Annotated in this window: 19 protein-coding genes and 2 pseudogenes; 10 read left to right on the top strand and 11 right to left on the bottom strand. The window is 62.8% G+C overall.

The genetic code is table 11. From position 1 onward, the window contains the following. Positions 1-33: 33 nt before the first annotated feature. The 7 genes from ACSFA0_RS19560 to ACSFA0_RS19530 all read right to left on the bottom strand — a co-directional run bounded on the left by ACSFA0_RS19560 (position 34) and on the right by ACSFA0_RS19530 (position 4874). The gene (locus ACSFA0_RS19560; RefSeq protein WP_435451955.1) at positions 34-351 is read right to left on the bottom strand and encodes a hypothetical protein; all 318 of its coding nucleotides are present in this window, start codon (positions 349-351) and stop codon (positions 34-36) included. A 26-nt stretch (positions 352-377) separates the two neighbouring features. Continuing rightward, positions 378-1415: a YqaJ viral recombinase family nuclease gene (locus ACSFA0_RS19555; RefSeq protein WP_435451954.1), complete on the bottom strand. Its 1038-nt coding sequence runs from the start codon at positions 1413-1415 to the stop codon at positions 378-380. Then, the gene (locus ACSFA0_RS19550; RefSeq protein ID WP_435451953.1) at positions 1412-1990 is read right to left on the bottom strand and encodes a hypothetical protein; all 579 of its coding nucleotides are present in this window, start codon (positions 1988-1990) and stop codon (positions 1412-1414) included. Before ACSFA0_RS19550 ends, ACSFA0_RS19555 begins: the two co-directional genes overlap by 4 nt. Before the next feature lie 128 nt (positions 1991-2118). After that, entirely contained in the window at positions 2119-3087 is a 969-nt protein-coding gene (locus ACSFA0_RS19545) for a DUF932 domain-containing protein (protein WP_435451952.1), read from the bottom strand. Between the two features lie 139 nt (positions 3088-3226). Further along, a complete protein-coding gene (locus tag ACSFA0_RS19540) occupies positions 3227-3589 on the bottom strand; it encodes a hypothetical protein (RefSeq protein ID WP_435451951.1) in 363 nt (120 codons plus the stop codon). Further along, complete coding sequence (locus ACSFA0_RS19535) at positions 3586-3720, bottom strand: hypothetical protein (RefSeq protein WP_435451950.1); 135 nt, start codon at positions 3718-3720, stop codon at positions 3586-3588. The genes ACSFA0_RS19540 and ACSFA0_RS19535 overlap by 4 nt, the downstream gene beginning before the upstream one ends. A 530-nt stretch (positions 3721-4250) precedes the next feature. Beyond that, the gene (locus ACSFA0_RS19530) at positions 4251-4874 is read right to left on the bottom strand and encodes a tyrosine-type recombinase/integrase (protein WP_435451949.1); all 624 of its coding nucleotides are present in this window, start codon (positions 4872-4874) and stop codon (positions 4251-4253) included. Between the two features lie 413 nt (positions 4875-5287). On the opposite strand from ACSFA0_RS19530, the gene ACSFA0_RS19525 reads away from it, so the two are divergent. Genes ACSFA0_RS19525 through ACSFA0_RS19500 form a run of 6 tightly spaced genes read left to right on the top strand, consistent with a single transcriptional unit; the run spans position 5288 to position 10857 of the window. Next, a complete protein-coding gene (locus tag ACSFA0_RS19525; RefSeq protein ID WP_435451948.1) occupies positions 5288-6142 on the top strand; it encodes an STAS domain-containing protein in 855 nt (284 codons plus the stop codon). A gap of 7 nt (positions 6143-6149) precedes the next feature. Continuing rightward, positions 6150-6524 carry an STAS domain-containing protein gene (locus ACSFA0_RS19520; protein ID WP_435451947.1) on the top strand — a complete coding sequence of 125 codons (375 nt, stop codon included), beginning with the start codon at positions 6150-6152 and terminating at the stop codon, positions 6522-6524. After that, positions 6514-6918, top strand: a complete 405-nt coding sequence (locus ACSFA0_RS19515) for an anti-sigma regulatory factor (protein ID WP_435451946.1) — start codon at positions 6514-6516, stop codon at positions 6916-6918. The genes ACSFA0_RS19520 and ACSFA0_RS19515 overlap by 11 nt, the downstream gene beginning before the upstream one ends. Beyond that, entirely contained in the window at positions 6909-7946 is a 1038-nt protein-coding gene (locus tag ACSFA0_RS19510) for a SpoIIE family protein phosphatase (RefSeq protein WP_435451945.1), read from the top strand. Before ACSFA0_RS19515 ends, ACSFA0_RS19510 begins: the two co-directional genes overlap by 10 nt. A gap of 5 nt (positions 7947-7951) precedes the next feature. Beyond that, positions 7952-8836, top strand: coding sequence for a sensor histidine kinase (locus tag ACSFA0_RS19505; protein ID WP_435451944.1), 885 nt, complete (start codon positions 7952-7954; stop codon positions 8834-8836). After that, on the top strand, positions 8833-10857 hold the full coding sequence (locus ACSFA0_RS19500) for a hybrid sensor histidine kinase/response regulator (RefSeq protein WP_435451943.1): 2025 nt from the start codon (positions 8833-8835) through the stop codon (positions 10855-10857). The genes ACSFA0_RS19505 and ACSFA0_RS19500 overlap by 4 nt, the downstream gene beginning before the upstream one ends. Positions 10858-11104: 247 nt before the next feature. On the opposite strand, the gene ACSFA0_RS19495 is transcribed toward ACSFA0_RS19500, so the two are convergent. Then, positions 11105-11296 carry a hypothetical protein gene (locus ACSFA0_RS19495; RefSeq protein WP_435452222.1) on the bottom strand — a complete coding sequence of 64 codons (192 nt, stop codon included), beginning with the start codon at positions 11294-11296 and terminating at the stop codon, positions 11105-11107. Between the two features lie 181 nt (positions 11297-11477). Here ACSFA0_RS19495 and ACSFA0_RS19490 point away from each other — a divergent pair, with 181 nt between their 5' ends. From ACSFA0_RS19490 to ACSFA0_RS19475, 4 genes and pseudogenes are all read left to right on the top strand, one after another. Then, entirely contained in the window at positions 11478-12002 is a 525-nt protein-coding gene (locus tag ACSFA0_RS19490; protein ID WP_435451942.1) for an ankyrin repeat domain-containing protein, read from the top strand. Positions 12003-12075: 73 nt separating this feature from the next. Then, positions 12076-12552: a DUF1810 domain-containing protein gene (locus ACSFA0_RS19485; RefSeq protein ID WP_435451941.1), complete on the top strand. Its 477-nt coding sequence runs from the start codon at positions 12076-12078 to the stop codon at positions 12550-12552. A gap of 175 nt (positions 12553-12727) precedes the next feature. Further along, positions 12728-12876, top strand: a pseudogene (locus tag ACSFA0_RS19480) (non-homologous end joining protein Ku); the annotation flags it as partial. After that, positions 12876-13046, top strand: a pseudogene (locus ACSFA0_RS19475) (endonuclease/exonuclease/phosphatase family protein); the annotation flags it as partial. The pseudogenes ACSFA0_RS19480 and ACSFA0_RS19475, both read left to right, overlap by 1 nt. Positions 13047-13358: 312 nt before the next feature. On the opposite strand, the gene ACSFA0_RS19470 reads toward ACSFA0_RS19475, so the two are convergent. From ACSFA0_RS19470 to ACSFA0_RS19460, 3 genes are all read right to left on the bottom strand, one after another. Further along, the gene (locus ACSFA0_RS19470) at positions 13359-13568 is read right to left on the bottom strand and encodes a hypothetical protein (protein WP_435451940.1); all 210 of its coding nucleotides are present in this window, start codon (positions 13566-13568) and stop codon (positions 13359-13361) included. A 285-nt stretch (positions 13569-13853) separates the two neighbouring features. Further along, positions 13854-14210 carry a hypothetical protein gene (locus ACSFA0_RS19465; RefSeq protein ID WP_435451939.1) on the bottom strand — a complete coding sequence of 119 codons (357 nt, stop codon included), beginning with the start codon at positions 14208-14210 and terminating at the stop codon, positions 13854-13856. A gap of 101 nt (positions 14211-14311) precedes the next feature. Beyond that, a partial coding sequence (locus tag ACSFA0_RS19460; protein WP_435451938.1) for a DUF5666 domain-containing protein occupies positions 14312-15203 on the bottom strand: 892 nt, incomplete at its 5' end.

Here is a 15203-nt window from a genome sequence, read left to right as displayed (position 1 = left end):
CACAGGCTCGAGGCCTGCGGCGACCACTGCAAGTCACTGCGACCCGCTGCTGTCGTGGGCGAAGAAGCAATAGACCAGTTCGCGCGCCTTCCGGCGCACTGCCTCCGATGACGCTGCCGCGTTGTCCCGGAACCAAACGCCGAGCGTCTCGCTGACCTCGTAGTCGAAGACGCCCGGGAAGCACACCCGGGGGCATCGCTTCCAGAACGCATCGAGCTCTTCGGCCAGGACGCCGACGACCTCCGCGATCCGCATCGCCGCCCCGATCTGGCCGCCGTGTCGCTCGGCGTCCTCGTCGGTCCAAGCGATGTCTGGTGTCCCTCGGGTCAGGAACCCCTGCCAGACAAACATCGCATGGACCGTTGATTTCCGCCGGATCACGTCGCCCCCAGCACCGTGTTCGCGTCGGCCTGCCTGATGAGGAATCGTCGGGTCCCTGCCTTGGGCAACTGGTACGCCTTCACGAGGTCAGGCTGCTCCGCCAGAAGCCGCGCCGCGTCCAACGACGACGCGTCCTTGCTTCGCCGCCAAGTCACCTCGCCCTGTCTGAAGATCGCCCTGGATGCCTCGCCCATGCGTTGCTGGATACGCTGCTTGAGTTGGGCCTCGAGCCCCAGCTTGATCTCCAGCACCTGCCGTACGCCCAACAGGTCCCAGAACGCCTGGGACATCTCCTGATCAGCTGACAGATCGATGGTCTGGCCACTGTCGTTCGGATACAGCGCGCGCAGCGCAACGTCCGCCGATTCGGAGCCATCGGCCGGAGGTGCCTGGTCCAACTCGACGTATTGCCAGAACCCTCGCTCCAACGCGATCAGCTGCACGATCATGGTCTCGTCGCGCTCGATGCGGTGAACCTGGAGCTCCTGCCCGCAGATCAACACCGCGACGTCCGCCGCTCGCTTGCCGGTGACCGCCAACTGATGCATGACCTGGAGCTGGACGTATTCGGGGACGCCGTCCTTCCAGAGCCGTGCCCCGTTCTGGCCAGCCGTCTTGCACTCGAGGATTTGGACATCCGGTGCACCGATCACCTCCCGGTCGATGTTGGCGAGCATCCAGGGATGCTTGGGGTGCTGCAGCACCGCATTGATGCGCCGGACCCTGTTGCGGGTTCGCTTGGTGTAGTGGGCCGCCACGATGGGCTCCAGCAGCGTTCCCCAGTACATCGGGCTAGCCTCGTCGTAAGGGTCGACCTTGGGGAGGTTGGCCTCCCGTCCGGTCTTCTCCATCCAGAGCTCCAGCGCCGACTTGTAGGGATTCAGGCCCACCGCCGAAGCGGCGTCGGAACTTCCGATCCCACCCTTTCGGACGGCCAGCCACTGGTCGCGATCAAGCTCGGCGGTCTTGACCAGCTTGAGGGCGGGTGCCGAGCTGGTCGACGCACCGCGATCCACCTTGAGGACGTTGCTCATGAGCCTCTCCTGGCCTGCTCGGCGGGCGAGTTCTGCTGGAAGGTGACCTGCGCCGCGGCGGAGCACAAGACCGTTGCGGCGGCAAGCTGACGGGCCTTCATGCGGAAGGTCTGGCCGTCCGATTCGCGCTGGACACTCCAGCCGCAGCGCCCCAGGCATGCGCACAGCACGTAGCTGGCATTGCCATATTCCAGACGGGTGCCTTCCCGGAGCAAGGTTCGCCTGGCGCTTCGCTGTGCATGGAAGGCACGCACCTTCTGCCGCCAAGGACCGGCATACACACCGACGGGCGAGTCGGCGCGGTCAAGGAAGGACAGTGGGCAGTCGTAGTAGCAGGGACCGCAGGTCTCGTCCATGCTCTTGATCGCCGCCTCTCCGTTGCGGCAGTCGATCAGCGTGAGTCCGATCCACTTGAGGCCGGCGATGTCAGCATCTCGGCTGGCATGGTGCTGGGCCAGGAACCAGAGGCGATTGACGATGACGCGGTGCGCGATCAGCGTGGCGTGTGTTGCGATGTTGCGCAGTTCGTCGTGAACGGCCTGCGCTTTGGAAGCTCGGTAGACGGTGGTTCCCATGTCGTTCCTATGGATGAGTGGATGTGGAGGCACCGCCCTCCGTGGAGCGCCTTGTGCCTTGTGGGGCCGCAGACGTGAAAGAGCCCCGGTTGGCGTGAACCGACCGGGGCCTATGCCACGGATGGATGTCAGGCGACAAGCTGCAGGGCTGCGTCGAGCGCGCGTTGCTTGAGCACAGCGCCTTGGCCGAACCAAGCGCTGTCGAGGCGGTACTCCTGGGTGCGAGCGCGCCGCTCGTGGTCCACGAACTCGGTGACGGCGTTGAGGAGGCCCCACGCCGTGCCCTTGGCGGCCGCGAGCTCGGCACCGTGGCCCTCGCCCTCGAAGAGGGCCTGCACTTTCTTCAGGGCGCGTTCATTCGTCGGGCCCGCCGCCGAGGCGGCGTGACCGTCGGTTTGGCATAGGACCTTGAGGAAGAAGTTGGTCGCCTCGCGGCTCTTCACCTTCCGCTCGGCAAGCGTCTTCATGCGGTACATGAATGCGTCCCAACCGGAGACGGCGATGCCGAGCTGCCGCTTCACGGCGTCTGCATCGAAGCTGGTGCTGTGCGGCACCTTGATGGCGCTGGAGGCCCCGTCCAAGGCGATCGACAGGGTGTTGTTGCACACCACCCGGATCGTGGTGGGCGTCGCGGTGGTGGCCAGCGTGCCGTCGCATGAGGTGGCGAGGAGGATGTAGCCCTTAACCACGTCGGTTCCCTTGAGAATCGACTCGTCGCCGGTGCGCGCCAGGGCCCAGAACTTCTTGCCGGCTTTCAGGACGCCGGCCGTCTCCAGTTCGTAGCCACTGCTCTCGACGAGGTCACGGTAGAACTCGAGCACCTCCTTGGGCTGGACCACCCGATAGCGGTTGCCCACCACCGACAGCGGTGCCTTCGTGTCGCTGCGATACAGGACCTTCTGGTCCTCGAAAGTCAGGATGGAGCCCAGCGCCCCGGCCTGCTCGTCCATGAAGCGAACTGGCGTTTCGCGGATGCTCCAGTCCATGCCGGCTTCCTTGGCCCAGACCTCAATGGGTTGCTTGGCCGGCAGCTTGTTGCCCAGGTCGTGCCAGGGTGTCTGGCCGACGTAGGCCATCTTTTCGAGAAGGTGTGCCATGAGAGAGTTCCGTTTTGGTTGAATGCAAGAAAGGCACGGGCCCGCGCCGTCGCGTCCATGCGGCGGCGCAGGCCTGTGCCTGTGGTTGAAGTGAATGCAAGAAGGGTGCGTCGACCTCAGAGTCGGCGCGGCGGCGATGTCAGCTACGCTGAATGCCGAAACGATGACCGCAGCGCAAGCAGCGGTGGTTGTCGAGGATGCTCTCGTCGACGACTTCGCCGAGCGCTGCGCCGACGGCGCAGCCTGCCGTGCCACCGGCCAAGGCGCGTAGCAAGGCAGCGGCGACAGGTCCAATCACAGCGCCGGCGGGGCCGGCGGCGATCGTGCCTGCGACGGCAACGCCGGTGACGGCCATGGCCGCTCCCGCGAGCACGCCCACGGCGCTGCCGGTCTTTCTACCGAGATTCCTCGGTTCGATGTGGCTGGATTGGCACTTGGGGCAGATGGGTTCCATCAATGAGCCTGTCAGGTTCAAAAATGTGGACGCGCGCGGTGTGCTCACGCGTGGGCACCGTCAGTTTTGAAAGCAGCGCCGGTGCGTCCCCACGCAAGGCCGATGCCGAGGAGTGCTCCAGCGAAGAGGACGATCGCAAACGCGGCGAGGAAATCAAGTGGCGAGTTGGTGGAGATCAAGCGGACTTTCCTTTTAAGGATGCAGGTGTGCTGCTCGCACGTCTGCGTGTGGACCGCAGGCAGCTCTGCGGCATAAAGCCCAGTCAGACCGTTTGGCCAAACCGGGCAAGAGGGAAGATGCATAGAGAGCAGCCGGGATGATCCGGCACCGGTTTTTGCTGAGGAGCGGTGCGAAGGGCGGCGTGTCCCTATGCCACGTTTGTCATATGTGGCTGAACTTTTCTGCAGTGCAGGGACACGCGCTCGGTAGCAACTGCTGTACAGCGATGAGGGCGTTGTTGCAGAACGACGAAACCCGAATGGCTCAGGTTTCATGACCTATTTGTCGTAAGCAGCAACCGCGCTTCGCCCGCTTCAGACTGACTGCCGACGTTCATTCCTGAGCATCGAAGGGCCGCTTGAACTTAGAAGCGGAAGTTGAGCAGCGACGGGATGTCGTCGCTTGAGAGGCGGCGGGCTCAGCGACACCACCCCACCCAATGCAATGTATGGGGTGGAGCGAGCGTCGAACCTGCGGCCGCGAAACGTGTTCAGATCTCAGTCTGTTCTGAAATCTCCAGCGCGTCGTCGACTTCGATGCCGAGGTAGCGCACGGTCGATTCGAGTTTCGAGTGCCCCAGCAGAAGCTGAACCGCGCGCAAGTTCTTGGTCCTTCGGTAGATCAGCGTTGCCTTCGTGCGTCGCATGGAGTGGGTGCCGTAGTCTGCCGGGTCAAGACCGAGTTCGACCACCCAGTGGTCAAGAATCCGGGCGTACTGACGAGTCCCCAAATGAGCCGAGTTGTGGATCCGGCTCGGGAACAGGAAGTCTTCGGATTTCAGCCCAGCAAGCTTGATCCACTTCAGGAGGGCCTCACGAGTGCCGGGCGTGATCTCGAACTGCACGGGACGCTGCGTCTTGTGCTGCATCACGACAGCGCGGGAAGCGATCTGGTCGCCGTGACTGACGTCGCGCATCTTGAGTGAAACGAGATCACAGCCGCGAAGCTTGCTGTCGATTCCCAGATTGAAGAGTGCGAGTTCGCGGAGCCGATCTTCCATTTGGAAGCGGACTCGGAGCGCCCATATGTCCTTGAGCTTGAAGGGCGCCTTCTGACCGACGATCTTTCCCTTGTTCCACGGTTCACGACGAACAACGTTGGCTTCTGATCCCATGATGGTCTCCCATCGAGTTGAGGGACTAGAAAGAATGCACGTCGTTGGGGTTGGTGTCCAACGCTATGCTTGCACCCTGAAATCAACCGCTATGCGAATGTCCGCTTCGTGCCGGTCAACCATCTCGCTATCGGCCATGAGCTGACGTCTGCGAACGAGCTCTGAACGGATCTCAAGATGCTGCTTGATGGCTTGTCCCCCGCCTTTTTACCCCCTTCGCAGGAGCTCACTTGGCGAACGCGCCGATCTGACTGTTGTGCTCGATAGAAACAAAGCTTCCCGTCGCCCTCAACTGATTCTTACGTGGTCAAATTTGCAAGCTTTTCGCCTTTCGGCCTGCCTAAAATGGTAGGTTTGTTTCGAAGGCCGCGCGTCGCTGAGGCCATCGCATTTTCTGGATCGGTCAAGTACACATGAAAAAAGATCTCGCAGGCATTCTTTCCACACTAGAGGTAGGAGGGCAAGGAATCGTTGCTAGCTGGGTGGAGGAAGCAGGCCCCAAGGATGCTGCCATGCGGCGATCGATGGAGTCCGAGGCGAGCGAGATTGCGAAGGCCCTGCACGAGGCTCTCACGGCTGGTGCCGACCCCTCCTCTTTGCAAGGCGCGGCCTGGAGCGAACTCAAGAGCATCCTGGAATCGCTGTCGCGTTCGCGTGCCGCCCGTGGTCAGTCGGCCGGAGACACGAGTCTTTTCATGCTCGCGATGAAGAAACCGCTGTTCATGCGGCTTCAACAGCACGCCGGCTCGGATTCCGCGGCGCTGATGGAATCGATCTGGACGGCATCGACGGTGGTCGACAGGATTGCCCAGCACACGGTCGCCACCTTCCAGCAGGCGCGCGAAGACATCATCAAGCGCCAGCAGGAAGAACTGCTAGAGCTCTCCACGCCGGTGATCAAGCTGTGGGAAGGGGTGCTCGCGGTGCCGATGATCGGCGTTCTGGACAGCAACCGCACGCAGATCGTGATGGAGACGCTGTTGCAGACGATCGCCGACACCGAGTCGGGCCTAGCGATCATCGACATCACCGGCGTTCCCACCGTGGACACCCTGGTGGCGCAGCACCTCTTGAAGACCGTGAGCGCCATCCGCCTGATGGGCGCTGACTGCATCATCAGCGGCATCCGCCCGCAGATTGCGCAGACCATCGTGCATCTGGGTATCGATCTGCAGGGCGTCACCACCAAGGCAACCTTGGCGGACGCCCTGTCGATCGCATTGCAGAAGACCGGCTGGCGCATCAGCCGCGAAACCCGCGAGGTCTGAGCGCACGATGGAACGAATCCCAATCCTTCGGATGGGCAGCGTGCTGCTGGTCACCATCCAGGTCGACATGCAGGACCAGACCGCCATGGCGCTGCAGGAAGACCTGGCCGACAAGATCGCCAAGACTGGTGCCAATGGCGTGCTCATCGACATCTCCGCCCTGGAGATCGTCGACTCCTTCGTCGGACGCATGCTCGCGAGCATTTCCGGCATCGCCAGAATCCTGTCGGCAACCACTGTCGTGGTCGGCATGCAGCCAGCCGTGGCGATCACCCTGGTCGAACTCGGCTTGTCGCTCGAGGGCGTACGCACTGCATTGAATGTGGAGCGTGGCGTGCAGCTCCTCGAGCGCGCCCGTCGGGAGACCGCTGTTGGACGCTGAAACCTCCGGGACGCTTCCCGTCGCCTCGGAACAGAATATCGTGGCCACCCGGCAGTTGGTGCGCACGCTGTGCCAGCAGCTGAAGTTCTCGCTGGTCGACCAGACAAAGATGATCACGGCCGCCAGTGAGCTGTCGCGCAACACGCTGGTGCACGGCGGCGGCGGCCGCATGCGGTGGGAGTTTCTGGAGCAGAACGGCAAGCGAGGGCTGCAGCTGCACTTCGAGGATGAGGGCCCGGGCATCAAGGATATGAACCTGGCACTGACCGACGGCTGGACCAGCGGCGGGGGCATGGGCCTGGGCCTGCCCGGCAGCAAGCGCCTGGTGCACGATTTCGTGGTCGACTCCGAGCCGGGTCGCGGCACTCGCGTGAGCATCACCCGATGGAAGTGACCAGAGGCTGGACGCACACAGCCTTCCCGATCGACGATCCAAGCCGCATTGGGGAAGCCCGGCGACATGCTTCAAGCATCTGCACTGACTTGAACTGGGGCGAGGTAGAGGCGGGTCGCCTGGCCCTCGTCATCACCGAATTGAGCACGAATCTGCTGCGCCATGCGACGCGAGGCTGCTTGCTGATAGCCGCCCGTCCGGTATTCGACGACATCGAGGTTATCTCCATCGACGAGGGCCCCGGAATGGCGAGCCCCGAGCGCTCGATGACTGATGGCTACTCGACGGGCGGTGGATCGCCAGGGACTGGGCTGGGCGCAATCCGGCGGCTTTCGAGCACCTTCGAGGTGCACTCGGCGGTGCCCGCAGGAACGGTCTGCGTGGCGCGCGTCGCTCGCACGAAGGACGGCCAAGGCTGTGCGCCCGCCGAGGCGGCGCAACACTTTGCCTACGGCGCCATCTGCCTGCCCATCCGCGGCGAGTCGGTCTGCGGCGATGCGTGGGGCGTCGCGCTGGACGGCACGCGCGCAACGGCAGTCGTGGCGGACGGACTGGGGCATGGTCCCCATGCCGCAGCTGCGTCGCAGGCAGCGCTGGACGTGTTCACCGAGAGCGCCTCCGGCGAGCTTCGCCATCTCGTGGAACAGGCGCATTCGCGGCTCCAGGCCACACGTGGCGCAGCCTTGTGCGTCATGCGCATCGATGGCGACGCGCAGTCTGTGCAATGTGCAGGCGCAGGAAACGTGGCCGTGCGGGTCGTCTCGGGCGTTTTCGACCGTTCCATGATCACGCAGCATGGCACTGTCGGCATCCAGATCCGCAAGCCCGATCAAAGCAGCCTCGACCTGCCCCAGCACGGGGTGGTCATCATTCACAGTGACGGGTTGATGACCCGCTGGGACACGGCACCTATCCTTCCAGTCTTGGAGCGCGATCCGGTACTGGCAGCGGCGATTCTTTTTCGGGATTTTTCGCGAGGACGTGACGATGCCACCGTGGTGGTGATCCGCCAGGAAGAAAGAGGTTGACACGCATGACTTCCGCATCGGACGCCCTCATTGCCAGCGATGAGACCGTGGCACTGCTCGTGGCGGCCCGCCTGGAGAGCGACGAGCTGCGCGCGGAGCTCGAGGAGACCAACCGCGGTGTCGTGGCCCTCTATGCGGAGCTCGACGCACAAGCCGAGCAGCTCAAGCGGGCCACCGAGCTCAAGAGCCGCTTTCTCGCTTACATGAGTCACGAGTTCCGCACGCCCGTGAATGCCATCCGCAGCATCGCGCGGCTGCTGAGCGACCGCGTCGACGGTCCGCTCACGGAGGAGCAGGCCAAGCAGGTCGACTTCATCCAGTCGACGGCGACCGAGTTCGCCGAGATGGTTGACGACCTCCTTGATCTGGCAAAGATTGAAGCCGGGCGCGTGGACATATCCCCTGCCTGGTTCGAGATGGTCGACCTCTTCTCCGCGCTGCGCGGCATGTTCAAGTCGGTGCTGATCAACCCCGGCGTCACCCTCGTGTTCGAGGAACCCGTCGGCCTGCCGAGGCTCTACACGGACGACCGCAAGCTGTCTCAGATTCTGCGCAACTTTATCTCCAACGCCCTGAAGTTCACCACTCAGGGCGAGGTGCGCGTGGTCGCGCGCAGGCAGGACGCCGACAAGGTCCGTTTCTCCGTGATTGACACGGGCATCGGTATCGAGCGGAAGTTCCACGCCGCGGTGTTCGACGACTTCTCGCAGGTCGACTCGCCTGTGCAAAAGCGCCTGCGCGGCACGGGCCTGGGCCTGTCGCTCAGCAAGCAGTTGGCCCAAGTGCTCGGCGGCCACGTGGAGCTCGAGAGCGAACTCGGAAAGGGTTCCATGTTCTCGGTGGTCCTTCCGCTGCGCGTAGGACCTGTACCGACGCAGGAGTCCCCATGAACGAAGGCGCGGTGATACTCGCCACCATCGACCGCTCGCAGCACACCGTGCTGGTGGTCGACGACAACCCGGCCACACGCTATTCGACCGCGCGCATCGTGCGCGCGGCAGGCTTTCGGACGCAGGAAGCCGCCACCGGTACGGACGCGGTTGTCATGGCGTCGCAGGGTGTCTCGGCCGTCGTGCTTGACGTCCATTTGCCGGACATCGACGGCTTCGAGGTGTGCCGGCAGTTGCGCTCGGATGTGGCCACGGCCCTGCTTCCGGTGATCCACCTCTCCGCGGCCTTTGTGGAAAACGCGGACAAGGTCGCCGGGCTCAATGCAGGCGCGGACGCCTATCTGGTCCACCCCGTGGAACCGGCCGTGCTGATCGCCACCATGCAGGCATTGATCCGCGCGCGCACGGCCGAGGACAGCCTTCGCCGCAGCGACACGCGCTTTCGCGCCGTGTTCAGCCAGGCCATGAGTGGCATTGCGCTGATCCATGCAAACGGGCAGTTCGTTGACATCAACCCCGCCATGCAAGCCATGCTCGGCAGGCCCATGGACGACCTTCTGGGAAAGGCGGTCAGCAGCCTGGCACCGGCGGGATGGGTGACCTTCGTGCAGGAGCGCACCATCACCTCCATCGAGGCAGGTGCTACCTGGCAGGGCGAGTTCCCGATCGTGCGCCCAGATGGCACCTGGCGGCACCTGCAGTGGAGCATCTCGGCGCACGTGGAGCCCGGGCTGCGCATCGGCATTGCTGTGGATGTCTCCGAGCGCCAGGAGCTCGACCGGCGACGCCAGGAGGTGCTGGAGCGCGAGCAGGCAGCCCGAACCGTTGCCGAGCGCCATAGCCGCACCAAGGACGATTTCGTTGCCGTGCTCTCTCACGAGCTGCGAACGCCGCTGAACGCGATCTCTGGATGGGTGCACATTCTCAAGAAGCGCGGCGCCGCGCCGGACACCATGCGCGCCCTTGCCGCCATCGACCGCAGCGTGCAGGCACAGGCGCGCATCATCTCGGACATTCTGGACGTCTCTCGCATCAGCTCCGGCAAGCTCCGGCTGGACTACCAGTGGTGCGATGCATCCATGCTGGTGAGCGAGGCGATCGAGGGGCTTCGCTCATCGATCGAGAGCAAAAACCTCCACCTCGAACTTGACCTGGGACCTCAGGGGGAAACGAGCTGGCTGGATCCGACGCGGCTTCAGCAGATCGTCTGGAACCTGGTGACCAATGCCATCAAATTCTCGACGGAGGGCGGCGCTATTCGCGTGTCGTTGGCACGCAAGGGGGATGTGCTCACGCTGCGCGTGCAGGACTTCGGACGCGGCATCCGACCTGATTTCCTGGAGCATCTCTTCGACCGCTTCAGCCAGAGCGACTCGCCAGACAACCGAGTTCACGGGGGCTTGGGTCTCGGGCTCTCGATCGTGAAGCATCTGGCTCATCTTCATGGCGGCGACGCGACCGCGGAAAGCCCAGGCGTGGGACTTGGTGCCACGTTGACGGTGACCTTGCGCGGGTCCGACGCCAGCGTGGACGCGGATTCTGTGCCGTCTGCACGTCGACCTGCTGCCGCAGCGCTGTCGTATGACCAACCTCTGAGTGATCTGGAGGTGCTCGTCGTGGAAGACAACCGCGAGGCCAGCGACATGCTGGCCATGATGCTCACCGAGCTGGGCGCCAGGGTTCGCGTGGCCGCAGGCTACGACTCCGCGCTGGAAGCGCTGCGCCAGCAATGGCCATTCGTGCTGGTCAGCGACATCGGACTGCCGGGCCGTGACGGGTATGAGCTGATGCGCACGGTGCGGGACCTCACAAACACCTTTGAGCGGCCTCGCGTGCTGGGCATTGCGCTGACCGCTTTCACGCGACCGCAGGACCGGCAACGCGCGCTGGATGCAGGCTTCGACTACCACCTGAGCAAGCCAGTGCAGCCCCATGCGCTGCTTGCTGCTATTGCCGCTCTGAAGGGGGAGCCGCCCGACGTGGGCACATCTGTACCAAAAAGCGGCATCGCGGATGTATAGGCTGCGTTGTCTTCCTCGCCGTTTGCCAAGTGCAATTCACATGCTGACCGAGTGGGCTGCAGAAGCTAAACAGCCACAGGCGTGCTTTGCGCTTAGAGAGTTCTAGTCGCCGCGATCGCAGCCAGTTAAGTTATCGGCGAAAAATGCGTTCGCCCATACTCATTTTTTTCGTTGCGTCTGTGCACGCGGCCTCTCGGCTAAACGCGTTGCCAATCGTTTCATCTTGTGCGCGCAGGCGAGGATTTAGTTATACAGAGTCGACCAAGTCGACCTGCTCCTCCAGGGTCGTGAGCCAATCGCTGATGGTCACGTCAACAGGACGCACCATCACGCCGTGCTCGCGCGCGTCGCGCACCAACTGCTCTAGCGCGTAGAAGCCCATCGGCTGGCTGTTTGCCAGGACCGCGAGCACGGAGATGAAGTGCTCGAACCCGTGCATGACCGCTCAAGAACAAGCATGTCGCGCTCCCGTCCGTCATAGAACGAATCGGCAGCGACGTAACGTACTTCTTCCATTCGGCGCAGGTCGTTCATGACTCGAACGCCGAAATCGCAAGTCTGCTCATGAGCGCAGAAATTCGCACCTGACTCTGGACCCCAGCCCCCTTGGCTTCTTCGGTATGAACACAACTTCTACAAACCAAGACTTCATCGCGTTCGCGCAGGAAGTTTTCCAGCTTGCGCGAAACGGTGACGCAAACATGCTCGCGAGCCTCCTGCAGAAGGGCCTGCCGCCCAACATGAGCAACCACAAGGGCGACACGCTTCTCATGCTTGCCGCCTATCACGGCCAATTCGAGGCAACGAAAGCCTTGCTGGAGGCCGGAGCGGAACCAGATCGATACAACGACATGGGCCAAACCCCCCTGGGCGGCGCCACTTTCAAAGGCTACCTGCCAATCGCAGAGCTCTTGCTGTCGCATGGCGCCAAGCCTGATTTCGCGCCGCCGGGCGGCAAAACGCCTTTGATGTTTGCCGCCATGTTCAACCGGCTTGAGATCGTGAAGGTCCTGCTGAAGCGCAACATCAGCATCGACACCCAGAGCTCCGAAGGGCTGACAGCGTTGGAATTGGCTTGGAACATGGGCGCGAGCGATACCGCTGCGCACCTAGAAGCTCTCGGAAACGACGGGCACGGGGAATAGCTGCGCGGTGTGGCGCGCCGACGCCCAATGACCACCGTCCGCCTCCAGTGAAAGACATCCACCTGAGCGAAGTATGTCAACAGCCCACTTCGATCCCTCTCGATTTCTGAGCGCTCAGGAGCGCGTTTACGAGCAAGTGGTCAAAGAGCTGACGGCTGGGCGTAAGCGCACGCACTGGATGTGGTTCATCTTCCCGCAGCTTGCCGCGCTAGGACGGAGCTCGACCGCGCGCTTCTACGGACTAGAGAGCCTGGCCCATGCGCGCGAGTACGGCCAGCATGCTGTGCTGGGTCGGCGGTTGCGGGAGTGCTGCGCATTGGTCTTGTCATTCGAAGGACGCACACCCACGCAGATCCTGGGATCACCGGACGATCTCAAACTTCGCTCCTGCGCGACCCTGTTCGAGGCCGCCCACCCTGGCAACGATGTCTTCAGCGCAGTGGTTGACCGCATGTACGGAGGAAGACGGGACGAATTGACGCTGACACAGCTCCAGCAGGAAGCGTCGACAAACCCTGCTGTTTGGGCCGACGAAAAGCCGACACCATGACCAACGCGCAGCCAACTATGCGGTGTTGTCCGTCATGTCACCAGCGCCGCCCTGCTCATCTATGGGCTTCACTCAAGAGGCTGCGCCATGACTTATCGCCTTCTCGTTCTCCACCCGTTGCCGTCCGGCCGTCGCGCGGCCGTGCCTCTTGTGCTCATGGCGAATGGAAGCTGCCATGGCAACCGGTAACTGCACCCTCTGGAAAGGCGCCATCACCTTCGGGCTGGTGCACATCCCGTTCGGTTGCACACCGCGAGCGTTGAGCAGGGGATCGACTTCGACTGGCTGGACAAGCGCAGCATGGACCCCGTGGGCTACAAGCGTACCTGCGCAACGGCAACCCGCAACCCGATCCGAAATTCGATTACAAGCTGGCGTGGTTCGAACGTCTGAACCGTCATGCGGCAACCCTGCTGAAGACCGGTCATCACGTGGTCCTGGCCGGCGACTACAACGTGGTTCCCAGTGACGAGGACATCTACGACACAGCTTCCTGAAAAGACAATGCCCTGCTGCATCGGGCTGCGCGCGCGGGCCTATGAGTCTTCACGTGCTTGCCTACAAGCTCAAGCGGGTGATGCACTTCCTGGGTATCGCTGGAACACTGAAGGCAATGCGACTAGCGAGGGCGTGAGCCTCTTTACGGCGCTTCGATGGCGCGCAGAGGGCCGTTGGGCTTCAAATCCGTTCGTGCCTATTAACTGGATGGACTGCGAGGCTGGCGGTAGCTCTCGCGACGCGGATGATCGACTACTGGAGCGCCGAAGGTGTTTCCACACAGCCTCGGCCCAGAGCGGAGCTTCGCGTTAGTGAAATTGTTCACATCGATTGGCTTTCATCGGCACCCGAATTGCCCACGCCGGGCCATGAACCACCCTGACCACCACCTCTCGCGGCTTCGGCAGAACGCCAGACAGCTGCATAGCGCATCCATGACATTGCAGCGGGCCATGCTCGCCGGTCTGCATCTTGGAGCGAATGGCTGCGCTGAGCACCAGCAAACGTTGCTGCAACATTTGACCCGTTTATCCTACGATGCAGGGCGGGCCTACCGCAGTGAACTGGACAGACGCAGTGAAGCGGCGGTTAGTCGTGCATGGGGCACGAGCAAGCGATAGGTGATCTACGGGGCCCGCGCACCGTTTTCAAATGTTTGCTCCTGGCGGAATTCTGCCTTCAACCTGCTGAGCTGAGCGTTCTCTGTGAAAGTCGGGTCTTGGCCGACCCGAGCCGGACGCGCAACCGTCGCGACGGGCCGCACGCCCACCACGTGGCCGAGCTTCATTGGCCTTACGGCAGCCCTAAGCTCGGAACCAAATCTTGAGCGTCACGTACGCCGCATAGCTCAGGCCAAGCACCATCCACGCAAGGAAAAACATGTTGGCCCAGTAATCGCCAGCATCTGCTGCCAAGGTGTAGACCTCCATCCTGCAAGCTTTGCCGACGCATGGCACCTCCCCCCGAACCAATCCGCGAAGAAACTCAAACAAGAGGTAGCACGCCACGCCGCTAGTCACCAGCAATCCGACCGGCCCGACAAGTCCTTCGGTGCGTTCGCCGTTCTCATCCCAACGGTTCTTGCGAAGTAAGTCTTGCCCGAACTTGTACCAGGCAAATCCGAGCAAAACCATTAACAAGTAGTAAATGGCGGCACGCATGTCGTCGAGTCGATATGGGACACGGGGCCGGCCGCTGCCAGCCTGTTCAACAATCGAATCGGCAACTCCTCAGTCATCTCGACAACTCCGTCGGTGACGGTTCAATCGAAGGTGACCTGGGTCGCGATCAGCACGTCATTGACGATGCGAGCCCCGGCAATGCTCACCTTGGTTCCGTTTCCAAGGCCCGCCGCTGTGCCGTTGACGAACTGCGCGCCACTGGCGTCGATCGCTTGTCCCTTGACCTTGAATTCGGCCACGGACTTGAAGGCGCCGACGGTTCCCTTGGCAGTGAAGGATGCAGTGTTGGCCCCGCCAGGGGTTTTCTTGATCTTGATCTTCGTCGCGACGAGCACGCCGTTGCTCACGGTGCCTGCGACATCGAGTTCGACGCCGTTGGCGATCGCAGCGGCAGGGCCACCCGAGACCTGAGCGGATGACGCATTCACCGGAGTGCCAAGTATGCGGAAGCTGGTGATCGCGCTGAAGTCCGTCACGACCCCGCCAAGCTGACGTCGCGTTCCATCGCGCAGGGAGACGGGATACCAAAGCTCGACGGAGCTCGCCTGCAGTACGCCCGATGAAGGCGCCGCGCTCGCTCGGACGCGCACATTCACGCCGCCCACGGCCGCGGGAGGTAGCGTGGTCTGGCTGAAATCAATGGTCAGGCCACCGAGCAGGAACCTACGGTTGGCCAGGTCGAGGTTCTGGACGACGCCTGAGAGGATGGGCGTGCCAGCGGCCACTTGCTCGATGCGCGTCGCGCGCAGCAAGCCTGGTCCGGCGGGCAAGCCCCACACCTGAACCGTCATGCCAGGAGCAAGCGCGCCAAGGCCCGAGACGTTGCCCCAAACCGTTGTCGCGTCGGTGCTGATCGTCATACCGAGCACAACCAGGTTGCCGTTGCCCAAGTCGATCGACGTGATCACGCCACGAGCATCTGCGGCCGACTCGACCTCGGTGGCCTGACCGGCTGTGAAGTCCGCATTCGTC

The organism is Variovorax restrictus (assembly GCF_051216715.1).
Lineage (GTDB): Bacteria > Pseudomonadota > Gammaproteobacteria > Burkholderiales > Burkholderiaceae_C > Variovorax.
The sequence above is the reverse complement of the archived record's forward strand: the minus strand, read 5'-3'. Positions and strand labels throughout refer to the sequence as shown.

What these genes read in the sequence shown, in the direction of transcription:
- ACSFA0_RS19505 (WP_435451944.1), top strand. Translation starts at nt 7,952, where the DNA reads ATGACTTCCGCATCGGACGCCCTCATTGCCAGCGATGAGACCGTGGCA.
- ACSFA0_RS19465 (WP_435451939.1), bottom strand. Translation starts at nt 14,210, where the DNA reads ATGCGTGCCGCCATTTACTACTTGTTAATGGTTTTGCTCGGATTTGCC.
- ACSFA0_RS19500 (WP_435451943.1), top strand. Translation starts at nt 8,833, where the DNA reads ATGAACGAAGGCGCGGTGATACTCGCCACCATCGACCGCTCGCAGCAC.
- ACSFA0_RS19485 (WP_435451941.1), top strand. Translation starts at nt 12,076, where the DNA reads ATGTCAACAGCCCACTTCGATCCCTCTCGATTTCTGAGCGCTCAGGAG.
- ACSFA0_RS19520 (WP_435451947.1), top strand. Translation starts at nt 6,150, where the DNA reads ATGGAACGAATCCCAATCCTTCGGATGGGCAGCGTGCTGCTGGTCACC.
- ACSFA0_RS19530 (WP_435451949.1), bottom strand. Translation starts at nt 4,874, where the DNA reads ATGGGATCAGAAGCCAACGTTGTTCGTCGTGAACCGTGGAACAAGGGA.
- ACSFA0_RS19470 (WP_435451940.1), bottom strand. Translation starts at nt 13,568, where the DNA reads ATGTTGCAGCAACGTTTGCTGGTGCTCAGCGCAGCCATTCGCTCCAAG.
- ACSFA0_RS19490 (WP_435451942.1), top strand. Translation starts at nt 11,478, where the DNA reads ATGAACACAACTTCTACAAACCAAGACTTCATCGCGTTCGCGCAGGAA.
- ACSFA0_RS19495 (WP_435452222.1), bottom strand. Translation starts at nt 11,296, where the DNA reads ATGCACGGGTTCGAGCACTTCATCTCCGTGCTCGCGGTCCTGGCAAAC.
- ACSFA0_RS19510 (WP_435451945.1), top strand. Translation starts at nt 6,909, where the DNA reads ATGGAAGTGACCAGAGGCTGGACGCACACAGCCTTCCCGATCGACGAT.
- ACSFA0_RS19545 (WP_435451952.1), bottom strand. Translation starts at nt 3,087, where the DNA reads ATGGCACACCTTCTCGAAAAGATGGCCTACGTCGGCCAGACACCCTGG.
- ACSFA0_RS19525 (WP_435451948.1), top strand. Translation starts at nt 5,288, where the DNA reads ATGAAAAAAGATCTCGCAGGCATTCTTTCCACACTAGAGGTAGGAGGG.
- ACSFA0_RS19555 (WP_435451954.1), bottom strand. Translation starts at nt 1,415, where the DNA reads ATGAGCAACGTCCTCAAGGTGGATCGCGGTGCGTCGACCAGCTCGGCA.
- ACSFA0_RS19560 (WP_435451955.1), bottom strand. Translation starts at nt 351, where the DNA reads ATGTTTGTCTGGCAGGGGTTCCTGACCCGAGGGACACCAGACATCGCT.
- ACSFA0_RS19550 (WP_435451953.1), bottom strand. Translation starts at nt 1,990, where the DNA reads ATGGGAACCACCGTCTACCGAGCTTCCAAAGCGCAGGCCGTTCACGAC.